Source organism: Cohnella boryungensis, assembly GCF_042651945.1.
Lineage (GTDB): Bacteria > Bacillota > Bacilli > Paenibacillales > Paenibacillaceae > Cohnella > Cohnella boryungensis.
Genome location: NZ_JBHSED010000002.1, coordinates 111,565 through 127,043, shown reverse-complemented (window position 1 = coordinate 127,043; position 15,479 = coordinate 111,565). Strand labels below are relative to the sequence as shown.

14 protein-coding genes are annotated in these 15,479 nt (G+C 57.5%); 8 read left to right on the top strand and 6 right to left on the bottom strand.

Annotated features, from left to right (window positions below):
- Positions 1-5 precede the first annotated feature (5 nt).
- The gene (locus tag ACFO1S_RS01065) at positions 6-239 is read right to left on the bottom strand and encodes a hypothetical protein (protein ID WP_378126062.1); all 234 of its coding nucleotides are present in this window, start codon (positions 237-239) and stop codon (positions 6-8) included.
- 367 nt (positions 240-606) lie between these two features.
- Here ACFO1S_RS01065 and ACFO1S_RS01060 point away from each other — a divergent pair, with 367 nt between their 5' ends.
- The 4 genes from ACFO1S_RS01060 to ACFO1S_RS01045 are packed head-to-tail and all read left to right on the top strand — an operon-like array spanning position 607 to position 4,413.
- Positions 607-1,734, top strand: a complete 1,128-nt coding sequence (locus ACFO1S_RS01060; RefSeq protein WP_204605730.1) for an ABC transporter ATP-binding protein — start codon at positions 607-609, stop codon at positions 1,732-1,734.
- Positions 1,731-2,537, top strand: a complete 807-nt coding sequence (locus ACFO1S_RS01055; RefSeq protein ID WP_204605731.1) for an ABC transporter permease — start codon at positions 1,731-1,733, stop codon at positions 2,535-2,537. Before ACFO1S_RS01060 ends, ACFO1S_RS01055 begins: the two co-directional genes overlap by 4 nt.
- The gene (locus ACFO1S_RS01050; protein WP_204605732.1) at positions 2,534-3,343 is read left to right on the top strand and encodes an ABC transporter permease; all 810 of its coding nucleotides are present in this window, start codon (positions 2,534-2,536) and stop codon (positions 3,341-3,343) included. The genes ACFO1S_RS01055 and ACFO1S_RS01050 overlap by 4 nt, the downstream gene beginning before the upstream one ends.
- Positions 3,340-4,413 carry an ABC transporter substrate-binding protein gene (locus ACFO1S_RS01045; protein ID WP_204605733.1) on the top strand — a complete coding sequence of 358 codons (1,074 nt, stop codon included), beginning with the start codon at positions 3,340-3,342 and terminating at the stop codon, positions 4,411-4,413. The genes ACFO1S_RS01050 and ACFO1S_RS01045 overlap by 4 nt, the downstream gene beginning before the upstream one ends.
- Positions 4,414-4,633: 220 nt before the next feature.
- On the opposite strand, the gene ACFO1S_RS01040 is transcribed toward ACFO1S_RS01045, so the two are convergent.
- Positions 4,634-4,789: a DUF1540 domain-containing protein gene (locus ACFO1S_RS01040; protein ID WP_204605734.1), complete on the bottom strand. Its 156-nt coding sequence runs from the start codon at positions 4,787-4,789 to the stop codon at positions 4,634-4,636.
- A gap of 565 nt (positions 4,790-5,354) precedes the next feature.
- Here ACFO1S_RS01040 and ACFO1S_RS01035 point away from each other — a divergent pair.
- A complete protein-coding gene (locus ACFO1S_RS01035) occupies positions 5,355-7,046 on the top strand; it encodes a DEAD/DEAH box helicase (RefSeq protein WP_417286487.1) in 1,692 nt (563 codons plus the stop codon).
- 101 nt (positions 7,047-7,147) lie between these two features.
- Here the strand turns inward: ACFO1S_RS01035 and ACFO1S_RS01030 are convergent, their stop codons facing one another.
- Together ACFO1S_RS01030 and ACFO1S_RS01025 are read right to left on the bottom strand one after the other, a co-directional pair.
- Positions 7,148-9,412, bottom strand: coding sequence for a bifunctional diguanylate cyclase/phosphodiesterase (locus ACFO1S_RS01030; RefSeq protein ID WP_204605735.1), 2,265 nt, complete (start codon positions 9,410-9,412; stop codon positions 7,148-7,150).
- 113 nt (positions 9,413-9,525) lie between these two features.
- Entirely contained in the window at positions 9,526-10,146 is a 621-nt protein-coding gene (locus tag ACFO1S_RS01025; protein WP_204605736.1) for a TetR/AcrR family transcriptional regulator, read from the bottom strand.
- Between the two features lie 174 nt (positions 10,147-10,320).
- Here ACFO1S_RS01025 and ACFO1S_RS01020 point away from each other — a divergent pair, with 174 nt between their 5' ends.
- Both ACFO1S_RS01020 and ACFO1S_RS01015 read left to right on the top strand, forming a co-directional pair.
- The gene (locus ACFO1S_RS01020; protein WP_204605737.1) at positions 10,321-11,511 is read left to right on the top strand and encodes a YhgE/Pip domain-containing protein; all 1,191 of its coding nucleotides are present in this window, start codon (positions 10,321-10,323) and stop codon (positions 11,509-11,511) included.
- Positions 11,512-11,675: 164 nt separating this feature from the next.
- A complete protein-coding gene (locus ACFO1S_RS01015) occupies positions 11,676-11,888 on the top strand; it encodes a YwbE family protein (protein WP_204605738.1) in 213 nt (70 codons plus the stop codon).
- A gap of 54 nt (positions 11,889-11,942) precedes the next feature.
- Here ACFO1S_RS01015 and ACFO1S_RS01010 read toward each other — a convergent pair whose 3' ends face one another.
- A complete protein-coding gene (locus ACFO1S_RS01010) occupies positions 11,943-13,520 on the bottom strand; it encodes a helix-turn-helix domain-containing protein (protein WP_204605739.1) in 1,578 nt (525 codons plus the stop codon).
- Between the two features lie 108 nt (positions 13,521-13,628).
- A complete protein-coding gene (locus ACFO1S_RS01005; protein WP_204605740.1) occupies positions 13,629-14,690 on the bottom strand; it encodes an ABC transporter substrate-binding protein in 1,062 nt (353 codons plus the stop codon).
- A 204-nt stretch (positions 14,691-14,894) separates the two neighbouring features.
- Here ACFO1S_RS01005 and rlmH point away from each other — a divergent pair, with 204 nt between their 5' ends.
- Entirely contained in the window at positions 14,895-15,374 is a 480-nt protein-coding gene (gene rlmH / locus ACFO1S_RS01000) for a 23S rRNA (pseudouridine(1915)-N(3))-methyltransferase RlmH (protein ID WP_204605741.1), read from the top strand.
- Positions 15,375-15,479 lie beyond the last annotated feature (105 nt).

Sequence of the window (15,479 nt, the reverse complement as noted above, 5' to 3'; positions counted from 1 at the left end):
GCCCATCAGACTTGAGAGCCCAAGAGCACCAAGAGCGCCAAGAGCGCCAAGAGCGCCAAGAGCGCCAAGAGCACCAAGAGCGCCAAGAGCGCCAAGAGCACCAAGAGCGCCAAGAGCGCCAAGAGCGCCAAGAGCGCCAAGAGCGCCAAGAGCGCCAAGAGCGCCAAGAGCGCCAAGAGCGCCAAGAGCGCCAAGAGCACCAAGAGTGCCAAGAGTGCCAAGAGTGCCGAGGGGGCCAAGGTGCCGAGCCCCGAGCCCCCAACTAATTGCATGCAGTACAACTAGTTGGCGCATATGTAGGCGTACGGTAGATTTTGTTGTATTTTGTACAGTTAATCCGTTCTAGGAATGGAACGTTTACGATTTTCAATCGAAATAGGTGTACAAAATACAACTAATTCCTCGTAAGAGAGATTTTCGGCGGAAATACTTGTATCGCGTACAACTAACCATGCCGGCTTTCCGTCCAGACACGGAGGAGAGAGCCTCAAGTGCTTAAGTATGAGAGAAGGTTGGTGTTTACGCATTGTGGATTGTGTCTATTTTTGTATAATGAAGTCAAAAGTAAATGGGTGAGAGCCCGGGAAAGGGGACCGGAAAACGGAGATGACGGACACAACGATTATTCGGTTCGAGAACGTGACCAAGAGCTACGACCGCGATACGGTGCTTAATCAGGTCAGCTTCGAGATCGAGCGGGGCAAGTTCTATACGCTGCTGGGACCGTCGGGCTGCGGCAAGACGACGATTCTGCGCCTGATCGCGGGGTTCATCGCGCCTACGGAAGGAAGCATCTACTTCAACGGCAAGGTGATCAACGACATTCCTCCGGACAAGCGCCAGGTGAATACGGTGTTTCAGGACTATGCGCTGTTTCCGCATCTGAACGTGTTCGAGAATGTTGCGTTCGGCTTGCGGATCAAGAAGCTGAAAAATGCCGTGATTGTTGAGAAGGTGAAGGAGGCGCTTCGGTTCGTCAATCTGGCAGGCTACGAGGACCGGGGGATAGCGGAGATGTCCGGGGGCCAGCGGCAACGGGTAGCGATTGCCAGGGCCATCGTGAACGAGCCGGAAATTCTGCTGCTGGACGAACCTTTATCGGCCCTTGATCTGAAGCTGCGCACGGAGATGCAATATGAGCTCAGAGAACTTCAGCAAAGACTCGGCATCACGTTCATATTCGTTACGCACGATCAGGAGGAAGCGCTGGCGATGTCGGACGAGATCTTCGTGTTGAACGAAGGGGAGATCCAGCAAAGCGGAACTCCGACGGACATCTATGACGAGCCGATCAATCGTTTTGTCGCCGACTTCATCGGGGAATCGAACATCGTGCCGGGCCGGATGATTCGCGATTTCTTGGCCGAATTCGCGGGCCGTCAGTTCGAGTGCGTCGACGGGGGCTTCTCCGCCAACGAGCCGGTCGAGATTATCATTCGCCCGGAGGACCTGGAGCTGACGACGCCGGAGCAGGGAAATCTGGTGATCAAGATCGACAGCCAGCTGTTCCGGGGCGTTCACTACGAAATCAGCGGCTATGACGACGCAGGCAACGAATGGCTGGTCCACTCAACGAAAAAATCCGTCGTCGGAGAAAGCGTAGGACTGCGTTTCGACCCGGAAGCGATCCACGTCATGCGCTTCGGCGAGACGGAGGAGGAGTTCGACCGGAGGCTTGAAGGCTACGGCAGTCAGGCGGCGGAAGCCCCGACCGGCGCGGGTGGCCGCACATGACAAGAACGCGAAATCTGTATCTTGTCCCTTACGCCGCATGGATGCTCCTATTCGTCGCGACGCCAATCGTCCTGATTGTCTACAATTCCTTCTTCGACGTTGAGGGACATTATACGCTGGACAATTTCCGCAAGTTCCTGACGCCGGTCTATCTGCGCATGACGTTCAATTCGTTCTGGTATGCGCTGCTGATTACGGTCTTCTCTCTGCTCGTGGCGTACCCGACGGCTTACTGGCTGACGCGAACGAAGCATAAGCAGCTCTGGCTGCTGCTGATCATCGTGCCGAGCTGGATCAATCTGCTGTTGAAGACGTATGCGTTCATCGGCTTGTTCGGAACGTACGGGTTCGTCAACTCCGTGTTCGAGATGGTCGGCATCGGGGCGCAGCAGATTTTGTTCACCGATTTCAGCTTCGTATTCGTATCGGTGTATATTTTTATCCCGTTTATGATTCTGCCTATCTACAACGCGCTCGAGGAGCTGAATCCCTCGCTGGTCTATGCGGCCAGGGATCTCGGCGCTTCCTCGTGGATGACGTTCCGAAGGGTGATATTCCCGATGACGCTCGGCGGCGTGAAAGCCGGATGTCAGGCGGTGTTCATCCCTGCGTTGTCGTTGTTCATGATTACGCGCTTGATCGCGGGCAACCGCGTAGTCACGCTGGGAACGGCGATCGAGCAGCATTTTCTCGTTACGCAGGATTGGGGAATGGGCTCGGCGATCGCGGTTCTGCTCATTATCGTAATGGCCGTCATCATGCTGATGACGGGCAATCGGGGAGCGAGGAATACGATTCGATGACGACTAAAAACGGCAAGCTCGCCAGACTGTATCTCGTAGCGGTGTTTATCGTTCTTTACGCCCCGATCTTCTATCTGATGTACTACTCGTTCAACAGCGCGGGTACGATGCACGGATTCGAGGGCTTCACGCTGGAATGGTATGAGGAAGTGTTCCATGATACGCGTCTGTTGATTATCGTTCTGAACACGGTCGTGATCGCGCTCCTGTCCTCGGCAATCTCTACGATTGTCGGCGTGGTCGGAGCTTTGGCCATTCAGCGCGTAAGAAGGAATAAGCCCCGCAATACGCTGCTGGCGCTGAATAATGTGTTAATCGTAAGTCCGGACGTCATTATCGGAGCCTCCTTCCTGATCTTCTTCACGCTGATCGGCATTCAGCTCGGGTTCACATCCGTGCTTCTGTCGCACATTGCGTTCAGCGTGCCGATCGTGGTTCTGATGGTGCTTCCCAAGCTGCAGGAAATGAGCCCGACGCTGATCGATGCGGCCAAAGACCTGGGAGCGAGCGGGTGGGGCGTGCTGACGAAGGTGGTTCTTCCCTTCATCCGCCCGGGAATTTTCGCAGGCTTCTTCATGGCGCTGACCTACTCGCTGGATGACTTTGCGGTGACGTTCTTCGTCACCGGCAACGGCTATTCCACGCTGTCCGTGGAAATCTACTCTCGCGCCCGCCAAGGCATCTCGCCTTCGATCAATGCGCTGTCGACGCTGATTTTCCTGTTCACGATCACGCTGGTGGTGGGCTATTATTTCCTGACCCGGCGAGGCAGCAATAAGCCGGATTGGGGGGTCGCGCAGCCATGAAGCAGCTGGTTCGCATGTTCGCGGCAGTCCTCGTTATCGCATTAGGGTTAATGTACTGGGCGTCCTACCTCAATTCATCGCATGGGTATTCGGGTTCGGATACGCTGACGATCTACAATTGGGGCGACTATGTCGACCCGGAGCTGATCGCCGAGTTCGAGGAGGAGACGGGCCTGAAGGTCATCTACCAGACGTTCGATTCCAATGAAGCGATGATGACCAAGATCGAGCAGGGCGGAACGACGTTCGATATCAGTATTCCTTCCGAGTACGCCATTAGCAAGATGAAAGAGGAAGGGCTGCTGCTGCCGATCGATCACGCGAAAATCCCCAACTTAGCCAACATCGATTCACGGTTCATGGACCTGAGCTTCGACCCCGGGAACGAGTATTCGATTCCTTACTTCTGGGGCACGGTAGGCATTATTTACAACCCCGAATTGCTCGGAGGCCGGACGTTCAAGAGCTGGAACGATCTGTGGAGCGAGGAGCTGCGCAATCAAATTCTCCTGGTGGACGGTGCGAGAGAGGTCATCGGCTTCGGGTTGAACAGCCTGTCTTACTCGTTGAACGATACGAACGAAGAGCATCTCCAGGAAGCGAAGCGGAAGCTCGGGACGCTGACCCCGAACGTGAAGGCGATCGTCGGCGACGAGATCAAGATGCTGCTGGCGGGCGAGGAAGCGGCTGTCGGCGTCGTGTGGTCCGGGGATGCGTCGGAGATTATGGGCGAGAACGAGAAGCTCGATTATGTCATTCCCGAGGAAGGCTCGAACCTGTGGTTCGACAATATGGTTATTCCGAAGACGGCCCGCAACGTGGAGGGGGCGCACAAGTTTATCAACTTCATGCTGGACCCCGAGATTGCGGCAAGGAACGCCGAGTATGTGGGGTATTCGACGCCGAACGCGAAGGCGTTGGAGCTGCTGCCGGAGGAAATTGCGCAGGATGAGCGCTTCTATCCCAATCCCGAGATGACGGACAAGCTGGAGGTCTACGAGAATCTGGGGAAAAAAATGCTCTCCCACTACAACGAGCTGTTCCTGGAGTTCAAGATGCATCGGAAGTAAGCTCCTGAATAGAAATCGGAACTTTAGCAGAAGATGAGAATAGAAGTGATAATAATTCTCATTGTTGGTTACAATACTGAGGAGAAAAGCCAAAGGCACCCCGCGAGGGATGCCTTGGCATTCGACTCAATCAAGGTACAGCGACTTCGCTTCGAATCGCGGTCTGCCGACTGGAAGGAAAACAACGCTCGGTTCAGCGTAAGCCGTGTGAGGGCACGGCTTACAGCTTGGATTCGAAGGTTTTGCAGTCGGTCTCCTCGGATTGGGAGGCTTGCTTGTTCCGGTTGTTCACAACGTAGATCGAAGAAGCGTTGCATGCGTTCCCGGGCGCCCAATGCTTGCAGGAATTCACTTCGCACATGACATCCTTGGCCATCTCTATTTCACCTCCTTTCATTAGGATGTTCGAAGCCGGTCGCTTTATACTCGCATCGCCTCGTAAACTTGCCTTTTTCGGGAGTTAAGGGGCTTTTTGTCAGGAGGCTGCCGGCTCGGCGGGAAGCCCGTCGGCATCCCCGCCGCCGGCGACGCAGGCCGTGATCTGCTTCGGCTGCGGATCGAGCTCGCGAATCGTTCCCGGCGTGCGTCAGGAATGCGAGTTTTGCGGAAACGCGCTATCGGTCTAGACGATGCCCGGGAAGAGTCCCCGTACAGCCTTGCTTGGTGCAAGGGAGTGCGGGGATTTTTTTAACGATACAGACCTTATAAGTTTCACGCTTAATCATCCCTGTATCGTCTCCGCAAAGCTTCTTCGGCTGTCAGAGGACGCCAAAGACGTTTTTGCTTGTGCGAATAGAAGAAGCATGCGGCAGGCTGTGCGCAGCTCATCGCGCGTGAGGGAGTTAAGGAGGATTAGAGCTCGGTTAGCCAAGTAAATTACATGTCCGGTTGACGGGTGTGGTAGGATAGAGGGTAATGGAATCGAGGATGGAGTGGATTTGGTGACGGATTTTGCGGGAATGGGAATATCGGCAAGCCGGGCGGGAATCTTGCAGGCGATGGGCATTGTAAAGCCTACCCCGGTACAGGAGGAAACGATTCCGATCGTACAGGCGGGCCATGACGTAATTAGCCAAGCGCAGACGGGCACGGGGAAGACGCTGGCCTTCGTGCTGCCGATGCTGGATAAGATTAGAACGGACGTGCCTCAGGTTCAGGGGCTTATTTTGACGCCGACGCGGGAGCTGGCTATACAGATCGCGGGCGAGATCAAGAAGCTGCTGCGGCCGGAGGACGGAATCAAGGTGCTGGCCGTGTACGGCGGGCAGGACGTTGAGGCTCAGCTATATAAGCTGAAGGGCAACATGCATCTGATCGTAGCTACGCCTGGACGTTTGCTGGATCATCTGCGGAGGGAGACGATTACCCTCGACGGCGTAAAAATGCTGGTTCTGGACGAAGCGGATCAAATGCTGCATATGGGCTTCCTGAAGGAGGTCGAGGACATTCTGCGGCAGACGCCTTACAAGAAACAAACCATGCTCTTCTCGGCGACGATGCCGCCTTCCATTCGGGAGCTTGCGGGCCGTATTTTGCGCAACCCGCAGCATATTACCGTGAAGGCGGAGCGGGTGACGGTGAAGGATATTCGCCAGTGGCTCGTGGAGACTTCGGACCGGGCGAAGCAGGAGACGCTTGTCCGGCTGCTGGAGGAGACGCAGCCTTATTTGAGCATTATTTTCTGCCGGACGAAGCGACGGGCGAATACGCTTAATGTCGCCTTACAGGAAATGGGCTATGCGTCGGACGAGCTGCACGGGGACTTGTCCCAGGCGAAGCGGGAGCAGGTCATGAAGCGGTTCCGCGACGCGAAGCTGCAGCTGCTGGTGGCGACGGACGTAGCGGCGCGCGGACTGGACGTCGAAGGCGTAACGCACGTGTTTAACTACGATGTGCCGCTTGACGTGGAGAGCTATATTCACCGGATCGGCAGAACGGGCCGGGCGGGGGAGAAGGGCCTTGCGATTACGCTGATTGCGCCTAAGGATCGCCGAGAGCTGGCGGACATCGAGAACGGGATTCAGATGGCGATGGAGCGCAGAAGCGCGAACGGAGCTCCGCTGCAGGGCGGAGGCTTGCAAGGGCCGAGAAGCAGCGGCGGCTACGGCCGTTCAGGCGGCGAGCATCGTCCTCGCGGCGGAGCAGGCGGAAGCCGGAGCGGCGCCAAAGGCCGCGGCGACCGCCGCGGAGGAGGCGCGCCTGAGGCGAAGCCGGGCAAGGGCGGCCGCTCGGGCGGCATTGCGTCGGGCGAGCGGTATGAGCGCAGCGGCGGACCGGGTGCGGGCCGCGAGGCTGCGAAGGCTGGCCGGGGTGGCTTCGGCGGCGGTCGTGCGGGAAGCGGGGGCCGATCCGGCACCGAGAGCTTCGGCAGAGCCGGACGTTCGGGGGCCGGAGGCGGCTCCGAGAGCTTCGGCAAAGCTGGCCGCACGGGAGCCGGAAGCTTCGGCAAGCCAGGCCGCGCCGGAGCGACAAGCGGCTTCTCCAAGGGCGGCAGCAAATCCGAGCCGCGAGACGGTCGCGGAGGCGGGCGTCCGTCCGGGCCGAAGAGCGGCGGCTTTGGCGGCGGGCCCAAAGGCGCGAAGGGCGGGCCATCCGGCGGTCGCGGAGGCCGCGGCGCTTCGCGCGGCAGATAACGCGAACGCCTAAGCAAGGCTGAGCGGAGCGCGGGCCCCGGCCCGGGCCGAGCCAAACAAAGAAACAGGACGAGGCAGGGAATTCCCTGCTCCGTCCTGTTTTACGTTGGGCCGTCGCTCTCGTCCGCGGCGATCTGGGCCAGCAAGGGCTCGATTTTCACGGCGGGCTTGGGCTTGTGAAAGATAAAGCCTTGAACCTCGTGGCAATTGTTTTCCTGCAGGAACGCAAGCTGCTCCTGAGTCTCCACGCCCTCGGCAATGACGGTCAGGTTCAGGCGCCGGGCGATCAGCAGCATGGCCACGATGATTGCCTCGTCCTTGCGGTCTCTTGCGATGCCGCTGACGAAGGAACGATCGATCTTGATCTTGTCGATCGGCAGCCGCTTCAGATAATTCAGTGAAGAATACTGCGTGCCGAAGTCGTCAATGGAGATGGTGAAGCCTTTGTCCCGTAAAGCATGAAGCGAGTCCTGCATATCGTCCTTCATCGCCATATTCTCCGTGATCTCCAGCTCGATGTAACGCGGGTCGATCTCATACTGCTCCAGAATGCGGCTGATGCGGTCGGCCAGATCCTTCTGAGCGAATTGTCTGGCGGACAGGTTGACGGCAATGCGGATCGGGGGAAGCCCCGCCTGCTGCCAGGCCAAGCTCTGCGCGCAGACCATCTGCAGCATCTTCTCTCCAATCGGCACAATCAGCCCGGTCTCCTCCGCAATCGGAATAAAGCTGTTGGGCGGGATTGTCCCCCGGACCGGATGCTCCCATCGGATAAGAGCCTCCAGCCCGATCACGCGTCCGGAGTGCGCCTCTACCTGGGGCTGGTAGTGCACGGTAAACTCGTCGTTCTTCAGGGCGCGCCGCAGGCTGTTCTTAAGCTCCATCGTATCCTCGGCGTTCGGATTCAAAGTTACGTCGAAGAAGCGGTATTGATTCTTGCCCTCTTCCTTGGCGCGGTACATCGCCAGGTCGGCATTGCGAACGAGGGAAGAATCGCTGTGCGCATGGTCGGGGTAGAGCGCGATCCCGATGCTGGTGGTAACGAAGTATTCGGATTCCTTGAACACGAACGGCTTCTGAAATAGTTCCCGAATGTCGACGGCCAATTGCTTGACCTGCGCGGCGTCCTCCACCTGCGAGACGAGAATCGCGAATTCATCGCCGCCGATGCGCGAGATGACCATCCCCGGCTTGATGGTGCCCGTCAACCGCCGTCCAATCTCCTTCAGCAGCATGTCCCCGTAGATATGACCCAGCGAGTCGTTGATCATTTTAAAATGATCCAGATCCAGGTACAGCAGCGCCAGCTTGTCCCCGGCGTTCTGGCATTCCGTAATGCTTCTGGCTAGATGCTCGTTAAAGTAGGAACGATTGTACAGGCCGGTAACCGCGTCATGATATGCGGTAGTCGTCAGCTCGTCGAAAGTGGCTTCCAGACGGCGGTTCGTAATCTCCAGATTCCGGGTGCGCTCGTCTACAAGCTGGCGGAGCTTGGCCTTCTGCGTGAGCTGAATATAAATGAAATACATAAACAGGAGCAAGGAGCCCGCGCATATGGCATGGATGAGCCGAATCTTGGGTGGGATGGACTCCAGCCGGGAACGGTTGGGAACCGCCGCGATCTCCCATTGTCCGTCGGAGAGGTTGACTTTTTTGAGCAGCATCATGGGGGAGTTGAACAGCTCCGGGTCGCCCATGAGGACGTGACCGTTGGCCCGCACGCTGAAATCGATGCCCTTGTCCCCGTTCTTCAAATCGGCCTCCTCCAGAATCGGAGAAATATCCAGGACAACCGAGACGAAGCCCCAGAAGCGGTCGCCCACGAAGATCGATTGCCGGGAGAGAATCCCCAGCCCGCCCTGGGTCAGCTGCAGCGGCCCCAGAATCGTCATGTCGTCCGTGCCTTTGGTTTTCTCCGCATTTTCCCGAACATTGGCCTGTGAATGGGTAAAGACGTTCATGCCGATGACGTTGTCGTTGCCCTCCATGGGATAGACGTATTCGGCGATTCCGCGGGGATAGATGGACACATTGCGAACGCCCGGAATTCGGTCGATGAAGGCGGCGGCGAACGTATTGAAGCGAGAGTGGGAGATGTTCTGCGTATGGGAAAGCTCATTGATGACGAAGGCTTTAAGCCCGTTGGTCAGAAGGAGCTTGCTGTTAATGGTGGTGGCGAGGGCCGAAGCGTTGGCAGCCAGCTCGTAAGTCGCATCGCGATGGATCTCCTCCGTCAGACGGTCGCGAAAGGCATTGGTAAAGAACCCGATCAGACTCCCCAGAACAAGCGCCACGCAGACGAGGATAATCCATATGTTGATCGGCACGGTGTAGGATCGGGCGGTTTTGGAGAAGGCTCTGAGCATAGGCAGGATGGTCTCCCCGAGTTAAGAAGAGTGATGGTGGATTAAGTGTACGGCTTAATTGTTAAAAGTATATCGGCAAAAGCTTTAGCAGACTGTGAGGATGCGGGCGACACTTACTTCGTCGAAGGCAGCTTATTCCGAATCCCGGACGTGATAAGCGGACCGTGGTTGCTGAGCTGGGTGATGATCAAGCCCATCTGATAGGGAGTTTCCTTGAAGCCGCCCTCAACCCAATGCAGGAACAGGCCGAAGTTGGCGGAGGCTATGTAGGCTACCAGAAAATCTCGGGGAACGAGCCTCGGGCCGTCTTCCGGGAAGTTAAATTCCATTTTATTAAAAAGGTTGTTAGTCAGCAAATTCTTGAAGCGCAGGGCAAACGACAGATCGCCCTTCGGACCGAACAAGACCTTCATGATGTCTGCGTGAAGGCGCGCTTCCTCGAAGATATCCACGATTTTCGGATAGGGCTCTTTCTTATCGGCATATTGTATAAGCTCGCGCGGGTCCAGTCGGGTAACCAGCCTGGAAAACCGCCCATACAAGTCCTCTACAATCTTTTCCATCATATCCGGCACATCGCGGTAATGTAAATAGAAAGTTCCCCGGTTGACGTCCGCGCGGTTGGCGATGTCCGTCACGGTTACGGAGTCGATTCCCTTCTCCTGAATCAGCCCAAGGAACGCTTGAAGCAGAAGCTGTCTTGTTCGTGCTTGCCTGCGATCGATTCTGTTCACGCTCTTATGCCTCCCGTTTTTTTTGAAAGTTAATCAACAAAGCGCTGACCGAATGTCGGTTACTTAACAGCTGCGGACTGCATTGCTTATTGTCGCAATCGCCTCCCCCTCATTATAATGAACGCAGTGAACGATAATCAACATTATGTTCATTATAAAAAGGGGTGGAGAGAAATGGAGCTGTTCAAACAAAAGCTTGCCTGGTTCTCGCTGGGCATCGTTCTAATCGTTCTGGTCGTGTTCGGAGCGGCGCTGATGGGGTCGGTCGCCGGCTCGAAGCCGAAAAATCTTCCGGTGGCTCTTGTCGTGGAGGATCAGCCCGCGCAGATGCCTGGAGGAGGAGCGCTGGCTGTCGGAGAAGACTTGGGAGGGAAGCTCGAGTCGAATACGGCGCTGCCGGTAGCCTGGGTCAGGGTCGATTCCGAGGAGGAGGCCCGGACGGGCTTAAACAATCGGGAGTATTACGGAGCGCTGGTGCTGCCGGCCGATCTGAGCCGAGGCTTGCTGTCGCTGGCTACGCCAGAGCCGAAGCCCGCGACGGTAACTGTGCTGGTGAATGAAGGGATGAATACGCAGGCTTCCGCTCTGGTCAGGCAGATCCTGAATCAGGCGATGAATAGGGCCAGCGCAGAGCTGGGCGGACAATTGTTGAAGCAGATCGGGCAGAAGACAGGGCAGATCCCGGTCGGGACGGCGCAAGCGCTGCTGGCTCCCCTCATCGTGAAGGAGGAGATCGTTCATCCCGTCGGGGTCAACAATGCCGCCGGGAATGCGCCGGGCATACTCGTGCAGCTTATGTGGGTCGGCAGTCTGGCGACCGCGGCGATTTTGTTTCTGGCTAGCCGGAAGCCTGTCCTCGCAGCCGCGAAGAAATGGGCGATGGCCGGAGCGCAAGCGGCGTTCGGAGCGGCCATTGCGGGCGCAACATCAGGCTTCGTTGTCTGGATGGCCGCCTCATGGTACGGGATGGAGCTGGCGAGCGCAGGAGCGGTATGGCTGTTCCTGTGGCTGATCGGAGCGGCTTTCTTCCTGCTGCAATCGGCGCTGTTGAATTGGATCGGGGTTCCGGCTATGGCGCTGCTCGTGCTGTTGATGTTCTTCTCCATGCCGCTGCTGAACATGGCTCCGGAGCTGCTGTCGCAGGGGACGAAGGATTGGATTTACTCTTGGACGCCGATGCGGTACGCTGCGGTCGGGCTGCGCGAGGTCATGTATTTCGGAGGCTGGGATACGGCGGATCGGAATGCTACTGTTCTGTGGAGCATCGCGGGCGCATTCCTTGTGCTGCTGCTGGCTTCGGGCTCCAAGAAAGCTAAGGCCGCCAAGGAAAAGTTGGACGTTGCTGCGCCAGCAATGAATCCTTAAGTCGCGGGGATGGCGGCAAAGAATGGCTTCGTCGCTTGTTGAAGGGACCAAGCAAGCAGAATCGGTCGGCTCTCCTCGGAGGGCCGGCCTGTTTGGTTTGGCGTTCAAGGGCGGCTATGGTACGATAGGATTCACTTATTCGGAATACGGGAGATGATCATAGCATGGCAGGCAACGGAAAAATCCGCAGCGACGTCAAGCCGGGACTTGAAGTCGATATCGTATTAAAGCAGGATCAGAGAACGGGCAAGCTGACCCGCGGCGTTGTGAAGGATCTGCTGACGAACTCCGCGCAGCATCCGCACGGCATCAAGGTGAGACTGCAGGACGGACAGGTCGGCCGAGTTCAGCATATTTTGAGCGGAAGCGACGATTAGACAGGAGCGGTGGGGCGGTAGCGCAATGAAGAAGCTGCGATAGGCTGGAGCGGGTCACGAGTGAGAAAGCAGCCGTTCGACAACCTCGTCCAGGTGGCGCTCAAGCGTCACGGGGTTATAGTTCGCCCAGCGGTCTTTGAAAATATAGCTCTTGCCCTCCCGCACCGCGGACAGGCTCTGCCAGACCGGATGCTCCAGCATCTCCTTGCCTCTGCGGGCATCGTCCCCCTGCTCGGGCAAGGCTATGAAAATACGGTCTCCCGCGAAAAGGGGGACTTCCTCCAGTTGAATCTCCCGCCACTTGGCATTGCGATCGCGCTCGATCCATGCCTGTATGCCGGCAGGCGGCCGAAAGCCGATCCCCTCATAGAGCGTATGCCCGAAATGATGCCCTCCGTACACATAAAGTCCTTCCGAATGAACGATAAAAGCAGCCGCAGTCTCTCCCTCGCGGACGGCTTTTTTCAGCTTGCGCCGCGCCTGCTCCGCTTTCTCCTTATAGCGCTCAATCCATTGAGCGGCTTCCTTGGTTCTGCCGAGCAGACTGCCCATTCCCCGCAGCCGGGTGTAGACATCAACGTTCCAATCAATCTCTACGGCGGTGGCGATGCCGGACAGACGCTGTGCCAGATCGGCGGGGGTGAAGCTCGGGTAGAGGATGAGATCCGGCTCCAGCTTGGACAATTGCTGGATATCAAGCGGTTCGTCGACGGCGCTGACGTCGGCCGAGACCTCGGGGAGCGCGTACAGCATGGAGCGATTCGTGCCGACCGGCCGAATTCCCAGAGCGAGGAGCTCGCCCAGATATTGAATGGAGACGATTCTCGGCGATCTGCCGTGGCTGTGCGCGTATTGGGTGGGAGACATGCCTGTCGACTGCTTAAAGCGGCGGCTGAAATAGTACTCGTCGCGGAACCCGACCCTCGCGGCAATGTCGTTCACGCGCGCCGAAGAAACGGTCAACAGCTTCTTCGCCTGCTCGATGCGCAGGGAGGTCAGATAACGCGTGGGCGTCTGTCCGGTGAGCGACTTGAAGAGGCTCCCGTATTGCCAGCGGCTCAGATTCGTATCCTGGGCAAGCTGTCCGATCTCGATATCGTCACGGTAAGCGCGGTGCAGGAAGGCGATCGTACGCTCCACGGCTTCCTTCGCATCCCCGGCATCGCTTCGAAGGGAGGGGATTCTTTTGATGACTTCGTACAGCACGGTCTGGAAGCGGATGTGGCGCTCAAACCCGTCCAGCCGATCGCTCTGCTCGCCGTATCGCAGCAGCTCTTGCAGCATATCCTCCAGCCGGGAGCAGGATTCGAAGACCAGCGCCTCGTCCTGCGCGAACAGCCCGGTCTCGTCCTGCTGTACGACGAAGGACAGTCGAAAAAACCGCAGCGAAGCTTCATCGGCGGCCTGCAGATGCAAGGATTGTCCGGGCTGAAGGAGGAGAACGCTGCCTCGGACGGCAATATGCCGATGGAGGGGAGTGCTTGCGGCACCGTTGCCGTCGGCAATGAACAGCACGGTGTGCGCATCCAGCCAATAGGAGGCTTCGGGAATCGTATGCCCAATCGTCCGGGACTCGATATGATGCAGCAGGACAAGAGGCGGCGAGTGTTGCGTCTGCGCGAGCGGATTCATTTTTGGGCCCACCTTGTTGAGAATCATTATCAGTAAATTTCATTATAGAGCATGTCCAGGAAAAAAAGAAGTCCGCAACGGAGAGCTCCGTCGCGGACTTTTTTGGCGCTATGCGGCTGTTATTTGGCAAGTAGAGCCGGCCATCTCGTCCAGCAGCCAGTCCAGAGTCAGCGGATCGTTCATCGACCAGCGCTTGCCGACGATATAGGCTTTGCCGTTCTTGACGGCCGGAAGCGACTTCCATACCGGTCCGTTGATGACTTCTTCAATGACCTTCTTCGCTTCCTCGCTGTCGTCCGTAGAGATAAGGAACATTCGGTCTCCGGCGTAGTCGGGCAGCGTCTCCAGAGAGATGGTTTTCCAGAGGGTCTCGGGCTCGCTTGCGAATAGCTCGGTTACCTTCGGAGGAATGGCGAAGCCGAACGCGTCGTACATCGTAGGGCCTAGTCTTTGTTTGTTATAGACGTAGAGCTGCTTATCCATGTAGATGACGAAGGCAGAAGCGGTCTCTCCCTCGCCGATACGCGACTGGACGAGGCTGCGTTTCTCTTGCGTCTTCTCATTGTAGCGATTGATCCATTCCTCCGCCTTCGCGGACTCGCCGATGAGATCGCCCAGAGCGCGGAGACGGGTGAACGCGTCTGCTCCGTAGCCGATCGCAACGGTCGGGGCAATCTTGGACAAGGCCTCAAGGTCCTTCGCTTCCAGGAAGTCGGGAACGAGAATGAGGTCCGGCTCAAGCGTAAGCGTCTTCTCCAGATTGGGAACGAGCGACTCGCCTCCGATATCCTCTATGCCTTGCAGCTGCTCCTCCGTTAAAGCCAGCTTGGCGTTAATGTGGTTCGTGCCGATCATCGGCACGCCCAGTGCAGTCATCTCGGCTGCGTAGTAATGCGCGATGATCCGCTTGGGCGAGGTCGGGATCTCGACAGTCCGGTCAAGCGCATCCTTGTAGGTGCGCGTCGCGGGTTCGCTGGCAGGCGATTCGGAAGCTGCGGGCGACGCTTGTTCCGTCTGAGCCGGAGTCTGCGAAGCGCTCGGGCTGCTTGGGTTGCTCGGGCTGGAGGCGGGCTGATCGTTGTTGTTGCTTCCGCAGGCGGAGAGCAATGTTGCAGAGAGCAATAAAGTCAGGGCGGCCGAGGCCGATTTTCTTAACAGGGGGGCGAGCATCAGATGAAATCTCTCCTTGGTATGATAATGATTCTCAATTGAGCCGTTCTTATCGTACTCCGTTCCCTTGCGGGGCGCAATGGACTTTTATGCAGTTTTGGATGGACGGATTTGGGACGGTCAGGCGAGGGCGGCTTGGGCGGGCTGCGGGCGTGTGATACGATAAGGAGAACGAGAACAGGTCGAAGGCCGGGAGGAAATCGCATGCAGATTCAGATCGTTTGCGTAGGCAAGCTGAAGGAAAAGTACTGGACGGGAGCGATCGAGGAGTATGCCAAAAGGCTGGGAGCCTACGCTCGCCTCGACATTCGAGAGCTGCCCGACGAGAAAACGCCGGACTCCATGAGCGCGGCGGAGGAGGAGCAGGTGCGCGTCCGCGAGGGCGAGCGCATTCTGGCGGCGCTTCGGGACGGCGCCCACGTCGTCGCTCTCGCCATCGAGGGCGAGACGTGGACGAGCGAGCAGCTCGCCGCCCTCCTGGAGAAGCAGGCCGTCTACGGCGGCGGCTCCGTCTCCTTCGTCATCGGCGGGTCCCTTGGGCTCTCCCCGGCAGTACTGGCCCGCGCCGACAAGAAGCTGTCTTTCGGGCGGATGACGTATCCCCATCAGATGATGCGGGTGATGCTGCTGGAGCAGGTTTATCGGGGGTTTAAGATTATTCGAGGGGAACCGTATCATAAGTAGGGCGAAATTTATAGCTGTTGGATTTTAAAGGGACTACAATGTTTCAATAGTGCTACTTGTTGATATAAAACGGAGAAAAATGAGTGCTTGAGGTATGGGTACCGT

Excerpts from the sequence above, each read along its gene's own strand:
- ACFO1S_RS01005 (WP_204605740.1), bottom strand. The coding sequence starts at position 14,690 with ATGCTCGCCCCCCTGTTAAGAAAATCGGCCTCGGCCGCCCTGACTTTA.
- rlmH (WP_204605741.1), top strand. The coding sequence starts at position 14,895 with ATGCAGATTCAGATCGTTTGCGTAGGCAAGCTGAAGGAAAAGTACTGG.
- ACFO1S_RS01050 (WP_204605732.1), top strand. The coding sequence starts at position 2,534 with ATGACGACTAAAAACGGCAAGCTCGCCAGACTGTATCTCGTAGCGGTG.
- ACFO1S_RS01030 (WP_204605735.1), bottom strand. The coding sequence starts at position 9,412 with ATGCTCAGAGCCTTCTCCAAAACCGCCCGATCCTACACCGTGCCGATC.
- ACFO1S_RS01060 (WP_204605730.1), top strand. The coding sequence starts at position 607 with ATGACGGACACAACGATTATTCGGTTCGAGAACGTGACCAAGAGCTAC.
- ACFO1S_RS01015 (WP_204605738.1), top strand. The coding sequence starts at position 11,676 with ATGGCAGGCAACGGAAAAATCCGCAGCGACGTCAAGCCGGGACTTGAA.
- ACFO1S_RS01010 (WP_204605739.1), bottom strand. The coding sequence starts at position 13,520 with ATGAATCCGCTCGCGCAGACGCAACACTCGCCGCCTCTTGTCCTGCTG.
- ACFO1S_RS01020 (WP_204605737.1), top strand. The coding sequence starts at position 10,321 with ATGGAGCTGTTCAAACAAAAGCTTGCCTGGTTCTCGCTGGGCATCGTT.
- ACFO1S_RS01055 (WP_204605731.1), top strand. The coding sequence starts at position 1,731 with ATGACAAGAACGCGAAATCTGTATCTTGTCCCTTACGCCGCATGGATG.
- ACFO1S_RS01040 (WP_204605734.1), bottom strand. The coding sequence starts at position 4,789 with ATGGCCAAGGATGTCATGTGCGAAGTGAATTCCTGCAAGCATTGGGCG.
- ACFO1S_RS01045 (WP_204605733.1), top strand. The coding sequence starts at position 3,340 with ATGAAGCAGCTGGTTCGCATGTTCGCGGCAGTCCTCGTTATCGCATTA.